The following is an 18,047-nucleotide window of genomic DNA, read 5'->3' on the forward strand; positions in this document are numbered from 1 at the left end:
CCCGCCGAGGCCCAGGCCCCGGCGGCGGGACCGCGCCAACGCGCGGTCGGGCCGCGCGTCAGTAGTTTATCGTGCGAGCGATATCGTGCAGCCCAGCACGGCCGCCGCGCGCACCGGGAAGCCGTCCGGGGCCAGGGCCGGGGCAAGACCCATGAACCAGAAACGCTCGCCGCGCGGCAGGAGGGCCGTGCGGTCCAGGTTCTCGAAGCTCACGATCCCGGCCAGACAAAGTGCGCGCTCCGCCTCCAGGTCCAGCGGAAACTCCACGGCCTGGGCCACGAAGGGAGGCCGGGCCTCCAGCACGGCCTCAAGCTCCGCGCCCTCCAGGGGGAAGTCGGCGTAGACGAGCCCAAGCCCCGGCTCCACGGGGCCGCGACCGCGCACCACGGCCCAGCCGCAGAGGCGATCCAGGCTCAGTTCCTCCAGGCGATGGCCATCCTGGGCCATGTGCCAGGGCGCGTTGACGTGGGTGCCCGCGTGGCTGCCCAGGCTCACGGCGTGGAGCCGCCAGCCGTGCCCCTCCAGGGTGTGCAGGGGGCGGGCCAGTACAGGCGGGTCGCCGGGATAGCGGCCCCGGGGATCGTCCGGGGGGAGCGTCAGATCGATCAGCCGCACTGCGGGCTCCTCCAAGGAAACGCGGCGAGGTCCCGTGGGAACCCCGCCGCGTGGCGTTGCGTGGTCAGCGGTGGGCGGGCTCGGGCTCCGGCGTCTCGGAGTGGCGGCCCATGCGCTTGCCCATCCAGGTCTGGAAGCGGTCGAGATAGATGTAATAGACGGGCGTGAAGTAGAGCGTGAGCAACTGCGACACCATCAGGCCGCCCACCACGGCCAGGCCCAGGGGCCGCCTTGCCTCGCCGCCCGCGCCCCAGCCCAGGGCGATGGGCAGCGTGCCCATGAGGGCGGCCATGGTGGTCATCATGATGGGCCGGAAGCGCACCATGCAGCCCTGGAAGATGGCCTCGGCGGGCGCGATGTCCGTGCCGCGCCGGGCCTCCAGGGCGAAGTCGATCATCATGATGGCGTTCTTCTTCACGATGCCGATGAGCATGATGATGCCCACGAAGCCGTAGATGTCCAGCTCGTGGCCGAAGAGCATGAGCGTGGCCAGCGCGCCCGTGCCCGCCGAGGGCAGGCCCGAGAGGATGGTCAGCGGGTGGATGAAAGATTCGTAGAGGATGCCCAGCACGATGTAGATCACCACGATGGAGAGGATCACCAGGAGCGACATGCCCGTCAGCGACGATTGGAACGCCTGGGCCGTGCCTTCGAACTTGGTGGAGAACGAGGCGGGCAGGGTGGCGCGGGCCACGCCCTCCACGGCCTCCACGGCCTGGGAGAGCGAGACGCCCGGACGCAGGTTGAAGGAGAGGGTCACGCTGGGCAGCTGGCCGGAGTGGTTCACCGAGAGCGGCCCCACGCCCATGGAGCGCTTCACGAGCACGTCCAGGGGCACGAGCTTCGCGGTGACGGGCGAGCGCACGTAGAGCTTGCTCATGAGGGAGGGGTCGTTCTGGAACTCGGGGAGCAGCTCCATGATCACCTGGTAGTCGGAGTTGGGGGCGTAGATGGTGGAGATCTGGCGGTTGCCGTAGGAGGTGTAGAGGGCGTCCTCGATCTGGCGCGGCGTGATGCCCAGGGCGGCGGTCTTGTCGCGGTCGATCTCCAGGAACACCTGGGGGTTCTTGAGTTGGAGGTCGGAGTTCACGTCCTGGAGCAGGGGGATCTCGCGCAGCTTGTTCTCCAGTTCCACCGAGTAGTTGAAGAGGTCCTGGGTGTTGGGGTTCTGCAGGGTGAACTGGTAGAGGCCCTTGGTGGCCATGCCGCCCAGGCGGATGGGGGGCGGGTTCTGCATGAAGGCCATGATGCCGGGCACCTGGGCCAGCTTGGGGCGCAGCTTCTGGATCACCTGGTCGGCGGAGAGGGGGCGCTCGTGGCGCGGCTTGAGCTTCACGAACAAGCGCCCCGAGTTGAGCGTGGACACGGGGCCGCCCGCGCCCACCACGGACATGTAGCCCTCCACGTTCTCGTCGGCGGCGATGATCTCCATGATCCGCTTCTGCTTCTCCACCATGGCCGGGAAGCTGATGCCCTGCTCGGCCTCGGTGACCACCGAAACCTGCCCGATGTCCTCGCTGGGCAGGAAGCCCTTGTTGATGGCCCCGAAGAGCCACACCGTCACGCCGAGGAGCGCGACGGAGAAGGCCAGGGTGATCCGCCGCCGGGCGATGACCACGCGCAGGGTGCGCTCGTAGGTTCTGAGCAGGGCCTCGAAGCCCTTCTCGATGAGCCAGTAGAGCCTGCCGTGGCGCTCCCCCGCGTGGGACTTGAGCCACAGCGAGCAGAGCATGGGCGTGAGAGAGAGCGAGACGAACCCCGAGAAGAGGATGGCCACGCTGATGGTCACGGCGAATTCCTTGAAGAGCCTGCCCACCACGCCGCCCATGAAGAGCACGGGGATGAACACCGCCGTGAGCGAGACGGTCATGGAGAGGATGGTGAAGCTCACCTCGCGGGAGCCCTCGTAGGCGGCCTGGAGGGGAGGCTTGCCCATCTCCATGTGGCGCACGATGTTCTCGAGCATGACGATGGCGTCGTCCACCACGAAGCCCACCGAGAGCGTGAGCGCCATGAGCGAGATGTTGTTCAGGCTGAAGCCCGCCATCTGCATCACCGCGAACGTGCCCACCAGCGAGAGCGGCAGGGCCAGGGACGGGATGAGCGTGGCCGAGAGGTTGCGCAGGAAGAGGAAGATCACCAGAATCACCAGGAACACCGTGAGCAGGAGCGTGAACTGCACGTCCTCCACCGATTCCTTGATGGAGAGCGAACGGTCGATCATGATCTCCATGTTCACCGAGGCCGGGAGCTGCGCCTTGAATTCCGGCAGGAGCTTCTTCACGGCCTCCACCACGGCCACGGTGTTGGTGCCGGGCTGGCGCTGCACGGCCAGCACGAAGCCGGGCTCGCCGTTGAAGAAGTTGCGCCGCCTGTCGTTCTCCACGGAGTCGATGGCGCGCCCGATCTCGTTCAGGCGTATGGGCGCGCCGTTCTTGTAGGCCACGATCACGGGGCCGAAGAACTCCGCGCGCACCAGCTTGCCGGAAGACTGCACCGTGAACTCGCGCTTGGGGCCGGACACCGTGCCCGTGGGCAGGTTGGAGTTGGCCCGGCGCACGGATTCGGCCACCTCGTCGATGCCGATCTCGCGGGTGGCCAGGGCGTCGGGATCCAGCTGCACGCGCACGGCGTACTTCTGGGAGCCGTACACCGAGACCTGCGACACGCCGCTGACCATGGAAATGCGCTGGGCCATCATGTTCTCGGCGTATTCGTTCAAGTCTGAGAGGCGCATGGTGGGCGAGGTGAGCGCCAGGTAGAGCACGGGCTGGTCGGCGGGGTTCACCTTGCGGTAGGTGGGCGGGTTTGGCATCTCCGAGGGCATGTTGCGCACGGCCAGGGCGATGGCGGAGTTCACGTCCTGGGCGGCGGCGTCGATGTTGCGCGAGAGGTCGAACTGCAGCGTGACGCGCGTTGTGCCCAGGGTGGAGTTGGAGTTCATGGAGTCCAGGCCCGCGATGGTGGAGAACTGCTTCTCCAGGGGCGTGGCCACCGAGGAGGACATGGTCTCGGGGCTCGCGCCGGGGAAGCTGGCGGTCACCTGGATGGTGGGGAAGTCCACGTTGGGAAGGTCGGAGACGGGCAGGGCCTTGTAGGCCATGGCCCCGAAGATGAGGATGGCCGCCATGACCAGGGTGGTCATGACGGGGCGTCGGATGAAACCGGAGGAGAGGCTCATTGGGCCTTCTCCCCGGACGCCTTGGCGTCCTTGGAATTCTTGGCGTCCTTCGCATCCTGCGCCGCCTTGGAATCCTTGGGCGCGAGGGCCGCGTCCTTGGATTCCTTGACAGCCTTGATCTCCACGGCGGCCCCCGGGGTGAGGCGCACGTGCCCGTCGGTGACCACCCGCTCGCCCGCCGCAACGCCCTTGAGGATCACCATGCGCTCGCCCGCGATCTGCCCGGTCTCCACGGGGCGCAAGGCGGCGGTGTTGTCCTGGCCCACCACGTAGACGTAGGGACCCTGGAGCCCTTGCTGCACGGCTGCGGCGGGCACGGTGAGCACGCCCTCGCGGCTCTCCAGGTTGAGCGTCACCTTGGCGAACTGCCCGGGCCAGAGGCGTTTGTCCTTGTTGGCGAAGAGCCCCTTGAGCTTGATGGTGCCCGTGGCGCGGTCCACGGTGTTGTCCACGCTGGCCAGCACGCCTTTTTCGGGGCGGGACTCCTCGCCCGCCACGGCGGCCAGCACCTCCAGGGGGGCCTTGCCCATGTGGGCGGTCACGGCGGGGAGGTGCTGCTCTGGCAGGGCGAAGCTCACGTAGATGGGCTGCACCTGGTTGAGCACCAGGAGGTTGCGGTCGTCGTTGGCCTTGATCACGTTGCCCACGTGCACGAGCACGGAGCCCACGCGCCCGGCGAAGGGGGCCTTGATCACGGAGTAGTCCATCTGGAGCTTTGCCTGTTCGATCTGGGCCTCGGAGAGCTTGATGGAGGCGCGCAGGCTCTTGGCGTCGGTGGAGGCCTGGTCGAACTGCTGCTGGCTCACCACGTCCTTTTGCTTCAGGCCGCTGTAGCGGCCGAAGTCGTCCTCGGCCTTCTTGAGGAGGGCCTGATCGCGTTCGAGCTTGCCCTGGGCCTCCTTGAGGGCGGCCTGGAAGGGGCGCTGGTCCAGCACGAAGAGCACGTCCCCGGCGGCCACTTCCTGGCCGTCGCGCACGCGCTGCTCCACGATGAGCCCGCCCACCTGGGTGCGCACGGCGGCGCTCTGGTAGGGCTCCACGTTGCCCACGGCCGCAAGGCTCACGGGCAGGCTGCCCAGCGTGGCCTCGGCCGCGGTGACCGGCACGGCCCGGCGCCCCTGTCCCTGCTGTTGCTTCTTCCCGTCGGAGCACCCGGCCGCGAAGGCCAGGCAGAGGCACAACGACACCAAAAGCGAAAGGCGGAGTTTCATGCGGTTCCTTCCTGGGCGAGGCCGCGCAGGGCGGCGAGGCTGAAGCGGACAATATGGCTTGTGATGTTGTCGAGCCCCCGGGGGTCGTAGGTTACGCCGGGGCAGACGATTTCGATCACGGGCTTGGAGCGGCAGAAGTGCAGGCACTGGCCCACCACGCAGAGGGCGCAGCGCCGGGCCAGGAGCGAGTCGTCGGGCTGGCCCATGATGCGGGCCACGATGGCAGCGAGGCGGTCCACGTTGGGCAGGATGGAGGCGCGCGCCACGTTCTCCAGGGCCGGGGAGGGGTCGGAGAGCTCGCGGGCCATCAGGCGCGAGAGCCATGTGGGGCGTCCCTCGCCCAGGTTGCGGTCCAGCATGGAGCGCACGAAGACCCGCAGGGCCTCCTCGGGGTCGGCCTGAGCCTGGAGGGACCCGGGCGGGTGGCGGCGCAGGCTTTCCTGGTGGCAGTGCTCCAGCAGGGCCTTGTAGAGCCCCTTCTTGCCCCCGAAGTGGTAGTTCACCGAGGCCACGTTGGCCCCTGCCCGGGAGCAGATCTCCCGGATGGTGGCCCGGTGGTAGCCCTTGGCGGCGAAGGCCTCGCCAGCGGCGTCCAGGAGGCGCTGCTTGGTTTCGTCGTGTTCGTTGGCTTGGAGCACGTCTTGCCTCAAACGGATGTTTCAATCGAACGTTTGGCCTCATTGCTTCTAGCGGGCAAAGGGCGTATTGGCTAGCCCCCGAGGCATTACCGGAATGACAGGAACCCACCCCCCCAATCCCTTCGCGGCCAGACCCTGGGCCTGCCTGGGCGTGGCCGCCACGGGCACGTTCATGGCCACCCTGGACGGCGGCATCGTCAACGTGGCCCTGCCCACCATCGCCCAGGGCTTCGGCGCGGACCTGCCCGTGGCCCAGTGGGCCGTCACGGTCTACCTGCTGGTGATCGCCTGCCTGCTGCCCGCGTTCGGCCGCCTGGGCGACATGCACGGCAGGCGGCGCAAATACCGCGCGGGCTTTTTGATCTTCGCCGGGGCCTCGGCCCTGTGCGGGGCGGCGGGGTCCATGGGCTGGCTCATCGCGGGGCGGGCGCTCCAGGCGGTGGGCGCAGCGCTGCTCATGGCCAACGGCCCGGCCATCGTGGTCATGAGCTTTCCCGGGCCGGAGCGGGGCAGGGCCCTGGGCATGATCGGCATGGTGGTCTCGCTGGGGTCGCTGGCGGGTCCGTCCCTGGGAGGCCTGCTGGTGGACCTCTTCGGCTGGCCCTCCATCTTCTACGTGAACCTGCCCGTGGGCCTGGCCGGGGCCTGGTTCGCCGGGCGCATCCTGCCCGACGACCGGCGCGAGACCCAGGAACGTTTCGACCTGCCCGGCGCGGCCCTCTACGCCGTGGGCGTGGTGTTCCTGCTCACGGCCGTGACCCACGGCGGGCGCTGGGGCTGGAGCTTTCCGGGCACGCTGGCCTGCTTCGGCGTGGCGGCGGCCGGGCTTGCGCTTTTTCTGCACCGTCAGGCCCGCGTGGCCCATCCGGTGGTGGACCTCTCGCTCTTTCGCATCCCGGAGCTGGCCCTGGGCAACCTGGCCTCGCTTCTGGCGTTCATGGCGCTCCTGGCCAACGCGGTGCTCCTGCCGTTCTTCCTGGCGCGGGTGGTGGGCCTGGGGCCGGGCGAGACGGGGCTGGTGATGGCCGTGCTGCCCCTGGCCATGTCCTTCGTGGCCCCGCTTTCGGGCTTCGCCTCGGAGAAAGTGAGCCACGCCCTGCTCACGGGGGCGGGCATGGCCTGCGTGGCGGGGGGTCTCTATTCCCAGACGCTGCTCGCGGCGTCGGCCGGGTTCTGGCGTTGCGCGGCGGGTCAGGCGGTTCTGGGCGTGGGCTTCGGGCTGTTCCTCTCGCCCAACAACAACGCCGTGCTGGGCAGCGCCCCGCGCGCCAAGAGCGGCGTGGCAGGGGCCGTGATGGCCCTTGTGCGCAACCTGGGCATGGTCTGCGGCATCGGAGTGGCCACGGCGGTCTACGAGGCGTGGCGCAACGCTTCCCTGGCTGGCGGGCAGGACGAGGTCGAGGCCTTCCACGCCGGTTTCGACGCCGCGCTGACCACCGCCGCCTGCCTGGCCCTGGCGGGGATGCTGCTGTCCGCCGTGCGTGCGTTTCGCAAGCCTCCAGAACGATAGACCCCTTTTATTCCACTTGTTTTTGAGGTAGGAATTCAGGCAGCCAGGATCGGGGGACCGCCATGAGCCAAGACGACAGCGCCCGTTTCGACAGTTACCTCACCGTGCTGCGCCGCCTCAAGGAGTCCGGGGCGCGGCGCGAGGTGTTGGAGCGCGAGGTGCTCCTGGGGGTTCTCGCGGCCAACCGGGAACGGCTCTCCGAGTCCCCCGCGCAGGAGGCCGACCAGCAGAACCTGGTGCACGCCCTGTGCACGCGCAGCGAGCCCCATCCCGCCCACGCCTGGCACCAGGAGTGGATGTCCCAGTTCCTGGTGGACTTGAACCAGTACGAGGTGGCCCGGCGCACCGGGGCCAGGGAACAGGCGGACCAGCTCCTGCCGCAGCTTTGCGTGGAGGAGAGCGTGCTGCTCAAGTGCCTGCAGGGCTACATCGCGCTTTCGGGCGTGGTGCGCGACGAATTCAACGACATGATCCTCCTGCGCTTCGGCGAGTCGGCGCTCGCCGACATCGACGAACTCTCCCACGCCGGCCACCCCGACGACCGCTACTGGAAGGCCCTGCTGGAGCGCTTCGTCTTCGGCTTCGTGAAGAAGGGGCTGGCGGCCATGCTGGCGGGCGACGGCTTCAAGGTGGCGCGGGAGGGGGCCTTCGTGGCGGTGCGCTTCCCCCTGGACGGACTGTTGATCCAGATGCCCGGCACGGACAAGGCCATCGAGAAGACCCGGCTCCAGGCCTCGTTCGATGCGGCCAAAGCCGACCCGGAGGCCCGGCGCGCGGCCCAGGCCCTGGCTGGGATGCTCCAGAACCTCTCCCGGCCCGTGCTGCCCCAGCGCTCCGCGCGGGCGGACTTCGAGGCCCTTGCGGCCGTGGCCTCCCTGGACCCCCTGGCCGCGCGCTTCGCCCAGGTGTTCGTGGACAACGCCCCCATCGAGGACTCGGAGCTTCCCGAGGCCCCAGCCGCCGACAACCCGGAGCGCCGCGCTCAGCTGGTGGAGGCGCGGCGGGATTTCCTGCGCACCCAGCTTCTGGCCATGGCCACGGGTGCGGCCTTGGCGCTGGGAGTGGCCAGGGAGGACCTGGGCAAGGCCATCAACGGCTTCTCGGCCCGGGAACAGGAAAAACTGTTGGCCGTGGCCGGGGCCTTCGAGCCGCGCAACCTGGCCGTGGCCCACGGCCTCATGCTGGAATTCGCCCTGTGCGGCCTGCTGGCCGCCAAGGTGGCCGACGAGGGGGCCAAGGTGCAGTTCAAGACCGTGCGGCAGCGCCGCGCCCCGGCCTCTGGCCTGGAGGCCCTGGCGGCCCGGGGATTCAACCGCATCCGCCAGCGTCTCTTCTTCGACGAGGACCCGGCCGCGCCTGGCTGGTTCTTCTTCAAGGCCCGCACCGGCCCCGAGCTGGCCGAGGCCATCCGCCTCTCCAACATGGAGCCCGCCCTGGCCCAGGGGCTCACGGACCTCTGGAGCGCCATGGACTTCAAAGTGGACGTGCTGGCCCTGGTGAACCTGGGGCTGGTGGCCAAGACCACCCCCAACGTCCAGGCCAAGGTGGGGGAGATCCTCGCCAAACTGGGCGTGGTGCGCGCGTCCCAGTCCTGACGGCCTCTCCCGGCGTCCTCTGTCCGCAGGGCTGCGCCCCTTCCCTTTCGTGACGAATCCTCCGGCCCGCGGCCCGCGCGGGGCTTACAACGGCGAGCGTCCCGGGCCGCATGGCGGCGCGGGACGCTGCGGAAGCCGGTTTCCCGGTAAGCGCTCAATAGCCGGAGGGTTTTTCCAGGCGCAGCAGCTGGGAGCCTTCCTTGAGGTAGTGCAGCACGTCGATGGGCACCTGGTCGGGCTGGGGCTTGGGCATGCCGGCCGAGGGGGCCTTGACGCCCGCCACGTCGCCCGCCACAGGCGCGGGCAGGTCCCCGGCGGGCAGGTCGGCGTCGCGCAGGGCGGCCGTGAGGCGGCCTGCGGCGGACTGGTGGTAGAACGAGAGCCGGGCCTCGCCGCCGGGCAGCTCCTTGAGCTTCACGCGGACCTGTCCGGCCTTCCACTGGCTCAGGGGCATGCCGTCCTGGCGCGAGGCCTTGGAGGCCCCGTAGAGCCTGGTCAGTTCGCTCGACAGGGCCTTGAGGTCCGCTCCGGCGGGCAGGCGCACGTGGGCGGCGTAGAAGCGTCCCCCGGCGGAGGCGTAGTAGACCGTGGCCTTTGTCCCGCCCAGCTGGAAATGCTCGCGCAGATACACCGCGTAGTCCACGCCCTCCTGGGAGCGCAGCTTGAGGAAGCCTTCGCGGCGGGAGAGGTCCTCGCCCCAGGCGGCCTGGCCGAAGCCCCGGGCCAGGGTCTGGGCTTTGGCTGCCGGCGTCTGGGCCTTCTGGGCGGCCAGGGCGGCGGGTGCGAGCAGGACGAGCAGGGCGGCGGCAAGGCTCAGGCGGGTGAAAAGCGTCACGCGGTCCTCCGGGGTGTCGGTTTCCGCTTCTGATAGCCGGGGCGCGCCCGGCTGGCAAGGCCGTGGAGGGGATCAGCCCAGGCTGCGTCCCCCGAGCATGGTCAGTGCGGTCCCCTTCTCGTCGGCCAGGCGTCCGGCCACGGCGGCGCGCAGTCTCCCGCCGCCGCCGAACTGGCTCATGCGCCGGGCGTAGACCTCCTCGATGAGGGCCTTGTCGCTCACCTGGCCGCCCTTGCCCTGGAGGGCGTCCAGGGATTGGCTGAAGATTTCCGTGGCCCCGTGCGGGCCGTGTTGCACGGCGGTGCTCCAGAGCACCTCGCGCACGGCGTGGGCGCGTTTCGAGAGGTCGTCCCCCGTGGAGAGCGTGATGGAGCGCAGGGCGGGCTGGTAGTGGGTTTCGCGGATGAAGTCGTGCTGGAGGGCCTCGAAGCGGACGGGGTTCTCGGCGCTGATGCGTTTCCACTCGTCGGCCATGGCTCCGGAGCGGCCTCCGGTGTTGCCGGGTCCGGCCTTGGCCAGCCGCTGCGAGAGTTCGGGGGCCTTGGCGTCCAGGTAGTTCAGGAAGCGGTCAAGGGTGCCCACGCCCGAGGCGATCTGGTAGAGGCCGTAGGAGGTCCCGCCGCGTCCGTCGTAGCCGATGGCGTCGATGGACCCGCGCGATTCGTAGGATGCCGAGAGGATGCCCAGCCTGTCGGATTGCTCCGCGGCGGCCTCGGGGCGGCTTCTCGCGCCGCGCTTGACGGCCAGGAAGCGCGATTCGGCGGCCGCTGCCGCCTGGAGGAGGTTCTCCTCCTCGCGAGTGAAGCCCTCGCCCTGGACCGGCAAGCGTCCGGGCTGGGAAAGATGTCCGAGATCCTCGGGGTGGCGCGCGCCCGGCGTCACGGCGGAGCGCACGGCCTGGGCCGCCGGGCGTGGCGTGGTGGCCTGGGGCTGGACGGCCAGGTCCTGGGGGCCTTGGGTCCGGGCGGCGGCCTTCTGCGCTGTGGGGGCGGGCTGGCCTTGCCCTGCAGGCTGTATGGGGGAAGGAGCGGAAGTCTGCCCCGGAGAACGGACCGGCAGGGGCTGCTGAATCCGGGTCTGCGTCGGATCAGCGGGCTGGTTTCCCGCCAGGGCAGCCAGGGCTGCGGCCTGTCGGATTCCCGCGCCGCCCGGAGCGGCCATGGGGGCTGGCGCGCCGGGGTCGCGCGGGGACTGGGCCTCCAGGGCCTCGGTGAACAGGGCCATGGGGTCGCGCGACTTGCCGCCGAGGATATCCTGGCTTACACCCAGCTGGCTCGTGAGAGCCGCCTTGAACGCGCTCTGATCCTTCACCAGCCGGGAAGGCCCGAAGCGGGCCGTCTCGGGCCGGGCGGCCAGCGCCTGGGCGACGGGGTTGGGTGTCAGGGCCATGACGTGCACTCCTTGCGGACGGAGGTCCGCGCCATGGACAAGCAATCGCCGTGCCAGGCGTCCCACGCCTTTTTCCAGAACCGGGCCTGCGCCTACTACCCCTGCCACCCGGAAGCGGACCCGGAGACGTTCAACTGTCTCTTCTGCTTCTGCCCCCTCTATTTCCTGGAGGACTGCGGAGGCGACTTCACCCTGCGCGGCTCCGTGAAGGACTGCACCGGCTGCCTGAAGCCCCACGCCCCGGGCGGCTACGAGCGCGTGCTCGACCGCCTCAAGGCCGAGTTCGCCCGGCGGCGCGCCCAGGCCGGAGAACAACCGCCAGGAGCCGGTCCGGAAGGAGGCAATCCATGAGCTCGCACGACTTCGATCTGGGCGTCATCGGAGGCGGCGCGGCCGGTCTCACGGCGGCTGCGGGGGCCGCGCGGCTGGGGGCCAAGGTGCTCCTGGTGGAAAAAGAGCCCGTGCTGGGCGGAGACTGCCTGCATTACGGCTGCGTGCCCTCCAAGACCCTCATCGCGACGGCCAAACAGCGCCGAAGGATGCAGGACGCCGCGCGCTGGGGCCTGCCCGCCCCGGAGCTGCCCCCCGTGGACTTCGCCAAGGTGGCCGCGCGCATCCGCGAGGTGGTGGCGCGCATCCAGCGCCACGACTCCTTCGAGCGTTTCTGCTCTCTGGGCGTGCTGGTGGAGACCGGGCAGCCCGAGTTCACCGACGAACACAGCGTGCGCCTGAACGGGCGCATCGTCTCGGCCTCGCGCTGGATCGTGGCCACGGGGGCCTCCCCGGCCGTGCCCGACATTCCCGGCCTGCGCCAGACCCAGCACCTGACCAACAGGGAGCTCTTCTCGCTGGAGGAGCTGCCCGAGTCCCTGGTGGTGCTGGGGGGCGGGGCCGTGGCCGTGGAGATGGCCCAGGCCTTCGCGCGCCTGGGCAGCCGGGTGACGCTGGTGCAGCGCTCGGCGCACCTGCTCACGGGGGAGGATACGGACTTGGCGGACATGGTGCGCGCGCGCCTGGAGGCCGAGGGCGTCTCGGTGCTCGCGGGGGTGCGGGCGCGCTTCGTGAGCCCGGGCTACGGGCTGCGCCACGTGGGCTACGTCACGGAGTCGGGCGAGGAGGGGGTGGCCTCGGGCAAGGCCCTCCTGGTGGCCCTGGGGCGGCGGCCCAACGTGGAGGGCCTGCGTCTGGAGAACGCCGGGGTGGCCTACACCGACAAGGGCATCCCCACGGACCAGCGACTGCGCACCACCGCGCCCACGGTGTGGGCGGCCGGGGACGTGCTGGGCAAGTGGCTCTACACCCACGCTGCGGGCTATGAGGGCGGCGTGGCGCTGGTCAACGCCGTGGCGCGCCTGCCGCGCAAGGCCGACTACACCTTCATGCCCCGCGTGACCTATTGCGAGCCCGAACTGGCAGGAGTGGGCCACGGGGAGGCCTCGGCGGCCCGGGCCGGGCTGGAGGTGGACGTGGTCACGGAGCGCTTCGAGGACAACGACCGCGCCCAGGCCGACGGCACGCCCGAGGGCGTGCTCAAGCTGCTGGTGGATCGCAAGGGCAAGGTGGCGGGCGTGCGCGCCCTGGGGCCGCGCGCGGGGGACATCGTCTGCGAGTGGGTGACGGCCCTGGCTGGCGGCGTGAAGCTTTCGGAGGTGGCCCAGGCCACGCATCCCTACCCCACCCTGGGCGAGATCAACCGCCGCGCCGCCGCCGACTACCTGGCCCCCAAGCTTTTCGACGGCCTGGCCCCCAAGCTCCTCAAGGCCGTGTTCGGGCTCAAGGGCAGGGCCTGCGGCTAGTCAGGCTCCCTCAAACCCCGTTTTCGGGGTTTGTCGTGCAAAAAAAAGGGAGGCCGCGAGGCCTCCCTAGGCTGCCGCCAAAGGCGGCTTTGCGTCTTTGACGGCAGCCCTGCGCGAAGCGCAGCCTGGAGCAGGGCGGCTTCGCCGCCCGTAAGCGGCTCCCGCAAACCCCGTCTTCGGGGTTTGTTGCATAGAAAAGGGAGGCCGCGAGGCCTCCCTTGTGACGCATTCGGGCGAACCGGCGCTAGCGGTTCATCATGTCCAGGAATTCCTTGTTGTTCTTGGTGCCGCGCATCTTGTCCAGGAGGAACTCCATGGAGTCGATGGGGCTCATGGGGGCCAGGAACTTGCGCAGGATCCACACGCGGTTGAGCTGGTCCTCGGGGAGCAGCAGTTCTTCCTTGCGGGTGCCGGTGCGGTTGATGTCGATGGCGGGGTAGACGCGTTTCTCGGAGAGGTGGCGGTCCAGGTAGAGTTCCATGTTGCCGGTGCCCTTGAACTCTTCGAAGATCACCTCGTCCATGCGCGAGCCGGTGTCGATGAGGGCCGTGGCGATGATGGTCAGGGAGCCGCCTTCCTCCAGGTTGCGCGCCGCGCCGAAGAAACGCTTGGGGCGCTGCAGGGCGTTGGCGTCCAGGCCGCCGGAGAGCACGCGGCCGGAGGAGGGGGTGACGGCGTTGTAGGCGCGGCCCAGGCGGGTGATGGAGTCGAGCAGCACAACCACGTCGCGCTTGCGCTCCACGAGGCGCTTGGCCTTTTCCATGACCATCTCGGCCACCTGCACGTGGCGCTGGGGCGGCTCGTCGAAGGTGGAGCTGACCACCTCGGCGCGCACGGTGCGCTCCATGTCGGTCACTTCCTCGGGGCGCTCGTCGATGAGCAGCACGATGAGGTAGACGTCGGGCTGGTTGGCGTTGATGGAGTTGGCGATGGTCTGCAGGAGCATGGTCTTGCCGGTGCGGGGCGGGGCCACGATGAGGCCGCGCTGCCCGTGGCCGATGGGGGCCATGAGGTCGACCACGCGGGAGGCGTAGTTCTTGTCGCCGTTCTCCATCACCAGGCGGCGGTTGGGGTAGAGCGGCGTGAGGTTGTCGAAGAGCACGATGTGCTTGGAGGCCTCGGGGGGCTGGAAGCCGATCTCGGAGACGCGCAGCAGGGCGAAGTAGCGCTCGCCCTCCTTGGGGGGGCGGATCTGGCCCGAGACCACGTCGCCCTTGCGCAGGCCGAAGCGGCGGATCTGCGAGGGAGAGACGTAGATGTCGTCGGGGCCGGGCATGTAGCTGTACATGGGCGAGCGCAGGAAGCCGAAGCCGTCGGGCAGGATCTCCAGCACGCCCTCCCCGAAGATGGAGCCGTTCTGGGAGGCGCAGTTCTGGAGGATGCCGAAGATGAGTTCCTGCTTGCGCATGCCGCTGGGGTTTTCCACATTGAACTGGGTGGCCAGTTCCATGAGTTCGGGCATGCTCTTGAGCTTGAGATCGGAGAGGTTCATCGAGGACTCCGTGAGGATGTTGGCAAAGAGGCCGGAATGATCCCCGGGGCGGCTGGGCCCGCGTGGGATGTGGCTGCGCCGGTAAGCGTGGCGCGACGGGACGTGAGGTCGGTTTCAGGCATGACGGCTCGTCTTGGACGAGAAGATGATGTTGTGCAGATGCGGACCGCGTCCCGCAACAGACCGGACGCGTCCAGGAACCGTACCATCCGCGCGGGTTCGCCCCGCTCTATCCACACGCAACGCAACACAGCCGACCGACATGCAACAGCGCAAAAGAGCTTGAGAGAGTTTTTGCGGTTCGTCGTTTTGCTGGTGGTTCGTTACGAAGTGCGGCGTGATTGACTTGCTGAGTTGCCCAAGGGGCTCAATATATGATTTTGTCCCGCTGTCAAGCGCGCCCGGAGCGGCCCGGAAAAAATGCGTGGCTCACTCAGGGGTCTTGGGCTTGAGCACGTCCTCGAAGAGGTCGTTGATGCGGTTCTTCACGTCTTCCTGGTCCTGCCCCAGGGCGTGGGCCACCTCCAGGGTGAGCAGCCCCGTGGCCTGTTCCAGGAGCCTGCGTTCGCCGAAGGAGAGCTCCTTGCCGCCGCCGATGAGCAGAAGCTCCTTGAGCACGTAGGCCACGTCGGCCAGGTTGCCGCTCTTGAGCTTTTCGGAATACTCGCGGTAGCGCCGGTTCCAGTTCTGGCCGGTGTAGCCGGTGAAGGTGGAGCGGTCGGCCAGGGATTCCATGATGGCGCTGGCCTCGTCGGCAGGGCAGACGTGGCGAAGGCCCACGTTGCGCGCGTTCTTCACGGGCACCATGAGCGTCACGTTGTTGGCGAGGATGCGCACGATGTAGAAGTCCACCGACTGGCCGCCGACGGTCTGGGATTCTACGCGTTCGACCCTGCCCACGCCCTGGGCGGGGTAGACCACCAACTCGTCGATGGAAAACACGTGGGCGTTGCTCCTTGCCGTGTGTGACGCCTGGGGAGGTTCTGCGCGGAGGCTACCGGACGGATTCAGGCTGGATCGTGTGTCCGGCGGCGGTACGAAGCGCTGGGAGACGGGCGCATTTCGGCACGGTTGTCTTGATACCCCAAGTGAATCAAAGAGTCTAGCCTCCCCGTGCCGGTGGGGGAAGTTCGCAGGGGGGCATCCGGGCGGCGCGGGGAGGCCCGCCGCGCCTGGCCTGCGGCGTGACGGGGCCGCGCGCGCCGGGAGGCGCGGAAGGAGTCCGGCGCGGGGGGATTCCGGGAGCGTCCGCCTGTTCCCGGCGTCACTCCGCCTTGGGAGGCTCGGCGTTGAAGGCCCCGGCCTCGCGCTGGGCGGTCTCCAGGCCCTGGGCCAGGTAGAGGCGCACGGCGGCCACGGCGGCCGCCACCACCTTCTCCTCGGCGGAACGCTCCTCGCTGCGGAAGTCCTGGAGCACGAAGGCGGCCACGTCCATGCGCCCCGGGGGGCGGCCGATGCCCAGACGCAGGCGCGCGAAGTCCTGGGTGCCGGTCTCCTGGGCGATGGATTTGAGCCCGTTGTGCCCGGCCAGGCCGCCGCCGAACTTCATGCGCAGGCGACCCAGGGGCAGGTCCAGCTCGTCGTGGAGCACCAGGAGGTCGGCCGGGGCGAGGCGGTAGTAGCGCAGGGCGTAGGCCACGGCGCGCCCGGAGAGGTTCATGAAGGTCATGGGCTTGAGCACGAGCACCTCACCCTCCACGCCGGGCAGGCGCAGGGCGGCCAGTTCGCCCTCCTTGCCCATGGAGAGCCCCCGGGCCGATCCGGCCTGCAGGAGGGCGTCGGCCACGTGGAAGCCGAAGTTGTGGCGGTTGCCTTGGTACTTGGGGCCGGGGTTTCCCAGCCCGGCGATGAGAGCGCGGGGAGGCATGGGGAAGGTTCCTATCGCTCGGAGCGCCCCAGCTCCGGCCAGCGGGCGGCGATGGCTCGGGCGATGGCCTCGTAGCCTCTGGCGGTGCAGTGGGTGTCCTCGGGCTGGTAGTAGAGGCAGCGGTCGGGGTCTGCCCGGAAGATGGGGGTGAGGTCCAGCACGTCGAAGCCCAGCTTCCCGAAGAGGGCCACGCCCTTCTCGCGTATGCGGTCCATGGACTCGATGATCGGGCGCAGGTCGCGCGCCGGGGGGCTGCCGGGGGCGAGCCTGGCCCAGTCGATGTCCTTCTCCAGGGCCTGGAGCGAGGAGGGCACGAGCACGAGGCGGAGCTTCCCGCCCTGGGGAGCCTGGGCGGCAATGCCCTCGAAGAGCCGGGCGGCCACCTCGAACTGGGCGTCGAGCCCTTCGCGGAAGAGGTAGCTGGCGTAGCCGGGATGCCAGGAGAAGGGCTGGCCGTCCGGTGTGGCGCAGGCCATGGGCACGTTGGAGTAGTTCCATTGGGGGCCGTAGGGCAGGGCCTGGCCCTTGCGGGAGTCCCAGAGGTAGCGGGCCCAGGCGCGCAGAGGCCCCAGGGTGAGCTGCCAGCGCCAGGCGTGGCGGATGCTCTCCAGGCGCTCCAGGTAGAGCAGGCTGTCGGAGGAGAGGTCGTTGCCCAGGTAGGAGAGCACCACCACGTCCCCGCCCTCGAAACGCTCGCCAGGGGGCAGCGAACGCGTGACGCGCTCCAGGATGCGCTGGTACTGGGCCGGTCCGTAGCCGCCGTTGCTGGCGTTGTAGACGCTCGCGCCGGTGATCCTGGCGAACTGCGCCGGGGGGGAGAGGTTGGTGCCCGCCGAGGCTCCGTTGCAGAAGGAGTCTCCCACGAAGAGCACCCGGGCCTGGGAGGGCTTGATGGCGTTGGCGAAGCCCAGGGCGTCGCTGGGGGCGTCGTCCACGGTGATGGTGCGTCGGCCGCCGTAGGCCGGGGGCGTGTCCAGGGAGTAGGTGGAGGGCCTGGGGGCCTCGGGCGTGCGCACGAAGTTGAGCAGCCATTCGCGGTAGAGCGGGTGCGAGGCGGGGGAGACCACGCCCAGGGAGACGAGCTGGTCGCGCTTGGCCTCGGGGAGCCCCTGCAGGGCGGACCAGGGCAGGTGGTAGACCGCCGCGGAGAGCGCGGCCAAGAGGCAGGCGCACACGGCGGCGAAGAGGCAGAGTCGTTTCAGAAGCCGCATGGCTGGTCCTCCCGTGAGCGGGGTGGAGCGTCAACGAAAGAGCCGGGACCGGCGCGAGGCCCGTCCCGGCTCGGGAAGACGTCGGGCGCGCGGAGGCTATTTGCCGGCCGCGCCTTCCTCCTCGCCCTCGGCGGCGGGGTTGATGACGCCCACGATGGCGTAGTTCTGGTCGAAGACGGCCTTGACGCCCTGGGGCATGACCAGGGTCTTCACGTCCACGTGCTGTCCCATGGCCAGCTCGGTGACGTCGATGACGATCTTGTCGGGGATGTCGGCGGGCAGGCAGACCACCTCGATGGTCTCGCGGTGGATCTCGAGCTTGCCGCCCACGGCCACGCCCTTGGCCTTGCCGGTGATCTCCACGAGCACGTGGACGTGGATGGGCTTCTTGGGGTCGACGCCGTAGAAGTCCACGTGGTCCACCTGGTTCTTCCAGGGGTGGTTCTGGACCACCCAGATGAGGCTGGGATGGCTCTGGGTCTGGCCTTCCTGGTCGATGACCAGATCGAAGACGCGGGAGGAGCCCACCTTCTTGTAGGCCTTGCGGAAGGGCAGATCCTCGACGACCACGGGGATGTTCAGCCCCTTGTCGTCGTAGTAGATGCCGGGGATCAGCTTTTCGGCGCGCATGCGGCGGTTGGGGCCCTTGCCCTTGGCGTCGCGGGCCCGCACGGTGAGGCTCACTTGTTCCTTCATGGGATATCTCC

Annotated in this window: 15 protein-coding genes; 4 read left to right on the plus strand and 11 right to left on the minus strand. The window is 69.3% G+C overall.

The window, feature by feature from the left end; genetic code table 11:
• Positions 1-66: 66 nt before the first annotated feature.
• The 4 genes from ACV4UX_RS05590 to ACV4UX_RS05605 all read right to left on the minus strand — a co-directional run bounded on the left by ACV4UX_RS05590 (position 67) and on the right by ACV4UX_RS05605 (position 5,645).
• Complete coding sequence (locus ACV4UX_RS05590) at positions 67-615, minus strand: cyclase family protein (RefSeq protein WP_491592337.1); 549 nt, start codon at positions 613-615, stop codon at positions 67-69.
• Between the two features lie 64 nt (positions 616-679).
• The gene (locus tag ACV4UX_RS05595) at positions 680-3,796 is read right to left on the minus strand and encodes an efflux RND transporter permease subunit (protein WP_491592338.1); all 3,117 of its coding nucleotides are present in this window, start codon (positions 3,794-3,796) and stop codon (positions 680-682) included.
• Positions 3,793-5,007, minus strand: a complete 1,215-nt coding sequence (locus ACV4UX_RS05600) for an efflux RND transporter periplasmic adaptor subunit (RefSeq protein ID WP_491592339.1) — start codon at positions 5,005-5,007, stop codon at positions 3,793-3,795. Before ACV4UX_RS05600 ends, ACV4UX_RS05595 begins: the two co-directional genes overlap by 4 nt.
• Positions 5,004-5,645: a DUF1956 domain-containing protein gene (locus ACV4UX_RS05605; RefSeq protein WP_491592340.1), complete on the minus strand. Its 642-nt coding sequence runs from the start codon at positions 5,643-5,645 to the stop codon at positions 5,004-5,006. Before ACV4UX_RS05605 ends, ACV4UX_RS05600 begins: the two co-directional genes overlap by 4 nt.
• Positions 5,646-5,739: 94 nt before the next feature.
• On the opposite strand from ACV4UX_RS05605, the gene ACV4UX_RS05610 reads away from it, so the two are divergent.
• Together ACV4UX_RS05610 and ACV4UX_RS05615 are read left to right on the plus strand one after the other, a co-directional pair.
• On the plus strand, positions 5,740-7,155 hold the full coding sequence (locus ACV4UX_RS05610) for a DHA2 family efflux MFS transporter permease subunit (protein ID WP_491592341.1): 1,416 nt from the start codon (positions 5,740-5,742) through the stop codon (positions 7,153-7,155).
• Positions 7,156-7,217: 62 nt separating this feature from the next.
• Positions 7,218-8,750: a hypothetical protein gene (locus ACV4UX_RS05615; RefSeq protein WP_491592342.1), complete on the plus strand. Its 1,533-nt coding sequence runs from the start codon at positions 7,218-7,220 to the stop codon at positions 8,748-8,750.
• Positions 8,751-8,904: 154 nt separating this feature from the next.
• Here the strand turns inward: ACV4UX_RS05615 and ACV4UX_RS05620 are convergent, their stop codons facing one another.
• The gene (locus tag ACV4UX_RS05620) at positions 8,905-9,585 is read right to left on the minus strand and encodes a hypothetical protein (RefSeq protein ID WP_491592343.1); all 681 of its coding nucleotides are present in this window, start codon (positions 9,583-9,585) and stop codon (positions 8,905-8,907) included.
• A 72-nt stretch (positions 9,586-9,657) separates the two neighbouring features.
• Positions 9,658-10,974, minus strand: coding sequence for a VgrG-related protein (locus ACV4UX_RS05625; protein WP_491592344.1), 1,317 nt, complete (start codon positions 10,972-10,974; stop codon positions 9,658-9,660).
• A 33-nt stretch (positions 10,975-11,007) separates the two neighbouring features.
• Between ACV4UX_RS05625 and ACV4UX_RS05630 the strand changes: the two genes are divergently transcribed.
• Positions 11,008-11,325 carry a cysteine-rich small domain-containing protein gene (locus tag ACV4UX_RS05630; RefSeq protein WP_491592345.1) on the plus strand — a complete coding sequence of 106 codons (318 nt, stop codon included), beginning with the start codon at positions 11,008-11,010 and terminating at the stop codon, positions 11,323-11,325.
• A complete protein-coding gene (locus ACV4UX_RS05635) occupies positions 11,322-12,770 on the plus strand; it encodes a dihydrolipoyl dehydrogenase family protein (RefSeq protein ID WP_491592346.1) in 1,449 nt (482 codons plus the stop codon). The genes ACV4UX_RS05630 and ACV4UX_RS05635 overlap by 4 nt, the downstream gene beginning before the upstream one ends.
• A 244-nt stretch (positions 12,771-13,014) precedes the next feature.
• Here the strand turns inward: ACV4UX_RS05635 and rho are convergent, their stop codons facing one another.
• The 5 genes from rho to ACV4UX_RS05660 form a co-directional block, all read right to left on the minus strand.
• Entirely contained in the window at positions 13,015-14,262 is a 1,248-nt protein-coding gene (gene rho / locus ACV4UX_RS05640) for a transcription termination factor Rho (protein ID WP_173086510.1), read from the minus strand.
• A gap of 429 nt (positions 14,263-14,691) precedes the next feature.
• Entirely contained in the window at positions 14,692-15,204 is a 513-nt protein-coding gene (locus tag ACV4UX_RS05645) for a CarD family transcriptional regulator (protein WP_491592347.1), read from the minus strand.
• Between the two features lie 322 nt (positions 15,205-15,526).
• Positions 15,527-16,129 carry an aminoacyl-tRNA hydrolase gene (gene pth / locus ACV4UX_RS05650; protein WP_491592348.1) on the minus strand — a complete coding sequence of 201 codons (603 nt, stop codon included), beginning with the start codon at positions 16,127-16,129 and terminating at the stop codon, positions 15,527-15,529.
• An 11-nt stretch (positions 16,130-16,140) separates the two neighbouring features.
• Positions 16,141-17,340 (minus strand): SGNH/GDSL hydrolase family protein, encoded by a 1,200-nt coding sequence (locus tag ACV4UX_RS05655; RefSeq protein WP_491592349.1) that lies wholly within the window; start codon positions 17,338-17,340, stop codon positions 16,141-16,143.
• A 96-nt stretch (positions 17,341-17,436) separates the two neighbouring features.
• Entirely contained in the window at positions 17,437-18,036 is a 600-nt protein-coding gene (locus ACV4UX_RS05660; RefSeq protein WP_491592350.1) for a 50S ribosomal protein L25/general stress protein Ctc, read from the minus strand.
• Positions 18,037-18,047 lie beyond the last annotated feature (11 nt).

The organism is Fundidesulfovibrio sp. (assembly GCF_058402725.1).

Excerpts from the sequence above, each read along its gene's own strand:
- ACV4UX_RS05615 (WP_491592342.1), top strand. The coding sequence starts at position 7,218 with ATGAGCCAAGACGACAGCGCCCGTTTCGACAGTTACCTCACCGTGCTG.
- ACV4UX_RS05600 (WP_491592339.1), bottom strand. The coding sequence starts at position 5,007 with ATGAAACTCCGCCTTTCGCTTTTGGTGTCGTTGTGCCTCTGCCTGGCC.
- ACV4UX_RS05635 (WP_491592346.1), top strand. The coding sequence starts at position 11,322 with ATGAGCTCGCACGACTTCGATCTGGGCGTCATCGGAGGCGGCGCGGCC.
- ACV4UX_RS05655 (WP_491592349.1), bottom strand. The coding sequence starts at position 17,340 with ATGCGGCTTCTGAAACGACTCTGCCTCTTCGCCGCCGTGTGCGCCTGC.
- ACV4UX_RS05625 (WP_491592344.1), bottom strand. The coding sequence starts at position 10,974 with ATGGCCCTGACACCCAACCCCGTCGCCCAGGCGCTGGCCGCCCGGCCC.
- rho (WP_173086510.1), bottom strand. The coding sequence starts at position 14,262 with ATGAACCTCTCCGATCTCAAGCTCAAGAGCATGCCCGAACTCATGGAA.
- ACV4UX_RS05660 (WP_491592350.1), bottom strand. The coding sequence starts at position 18,036 with ATGAAGGAACAAGTGAGCCTCACCGTGCGGGCCCGCGACGCCAAGGGC.
- ACV4UX_RS05610 (WP_491592341.1), top strand. The coding sequence starts at position 5,740 with ATGACAGGAACCCACCCCCCCAATCCCTTCGCGGCCAGACCCTGGGCC.
- ACV4UX_RS05595 (WP_491592338.1), bottom strand. The coding sequence starts at position 3,796 with ATGAGCCTCTCCTCCGGTTTCATCCGACGCCCCGTCATGACCACCCTG.
- pth (WP_491592348.1), bottom strand. The coding sequence starts at position 16,129 with ATGCCTCCCCGCGCTCTCATCGCCGGGCTGGGAAACCCCGGCCCCAAG.
- ACV4UX_RS05630 (WP_491592345.1), top strand. The coding sequence starts at position 11,008 with ATGGACAAGCAATCGCCGTGCCAGGCGTCCCACGCCTTTTTCCAGAAC.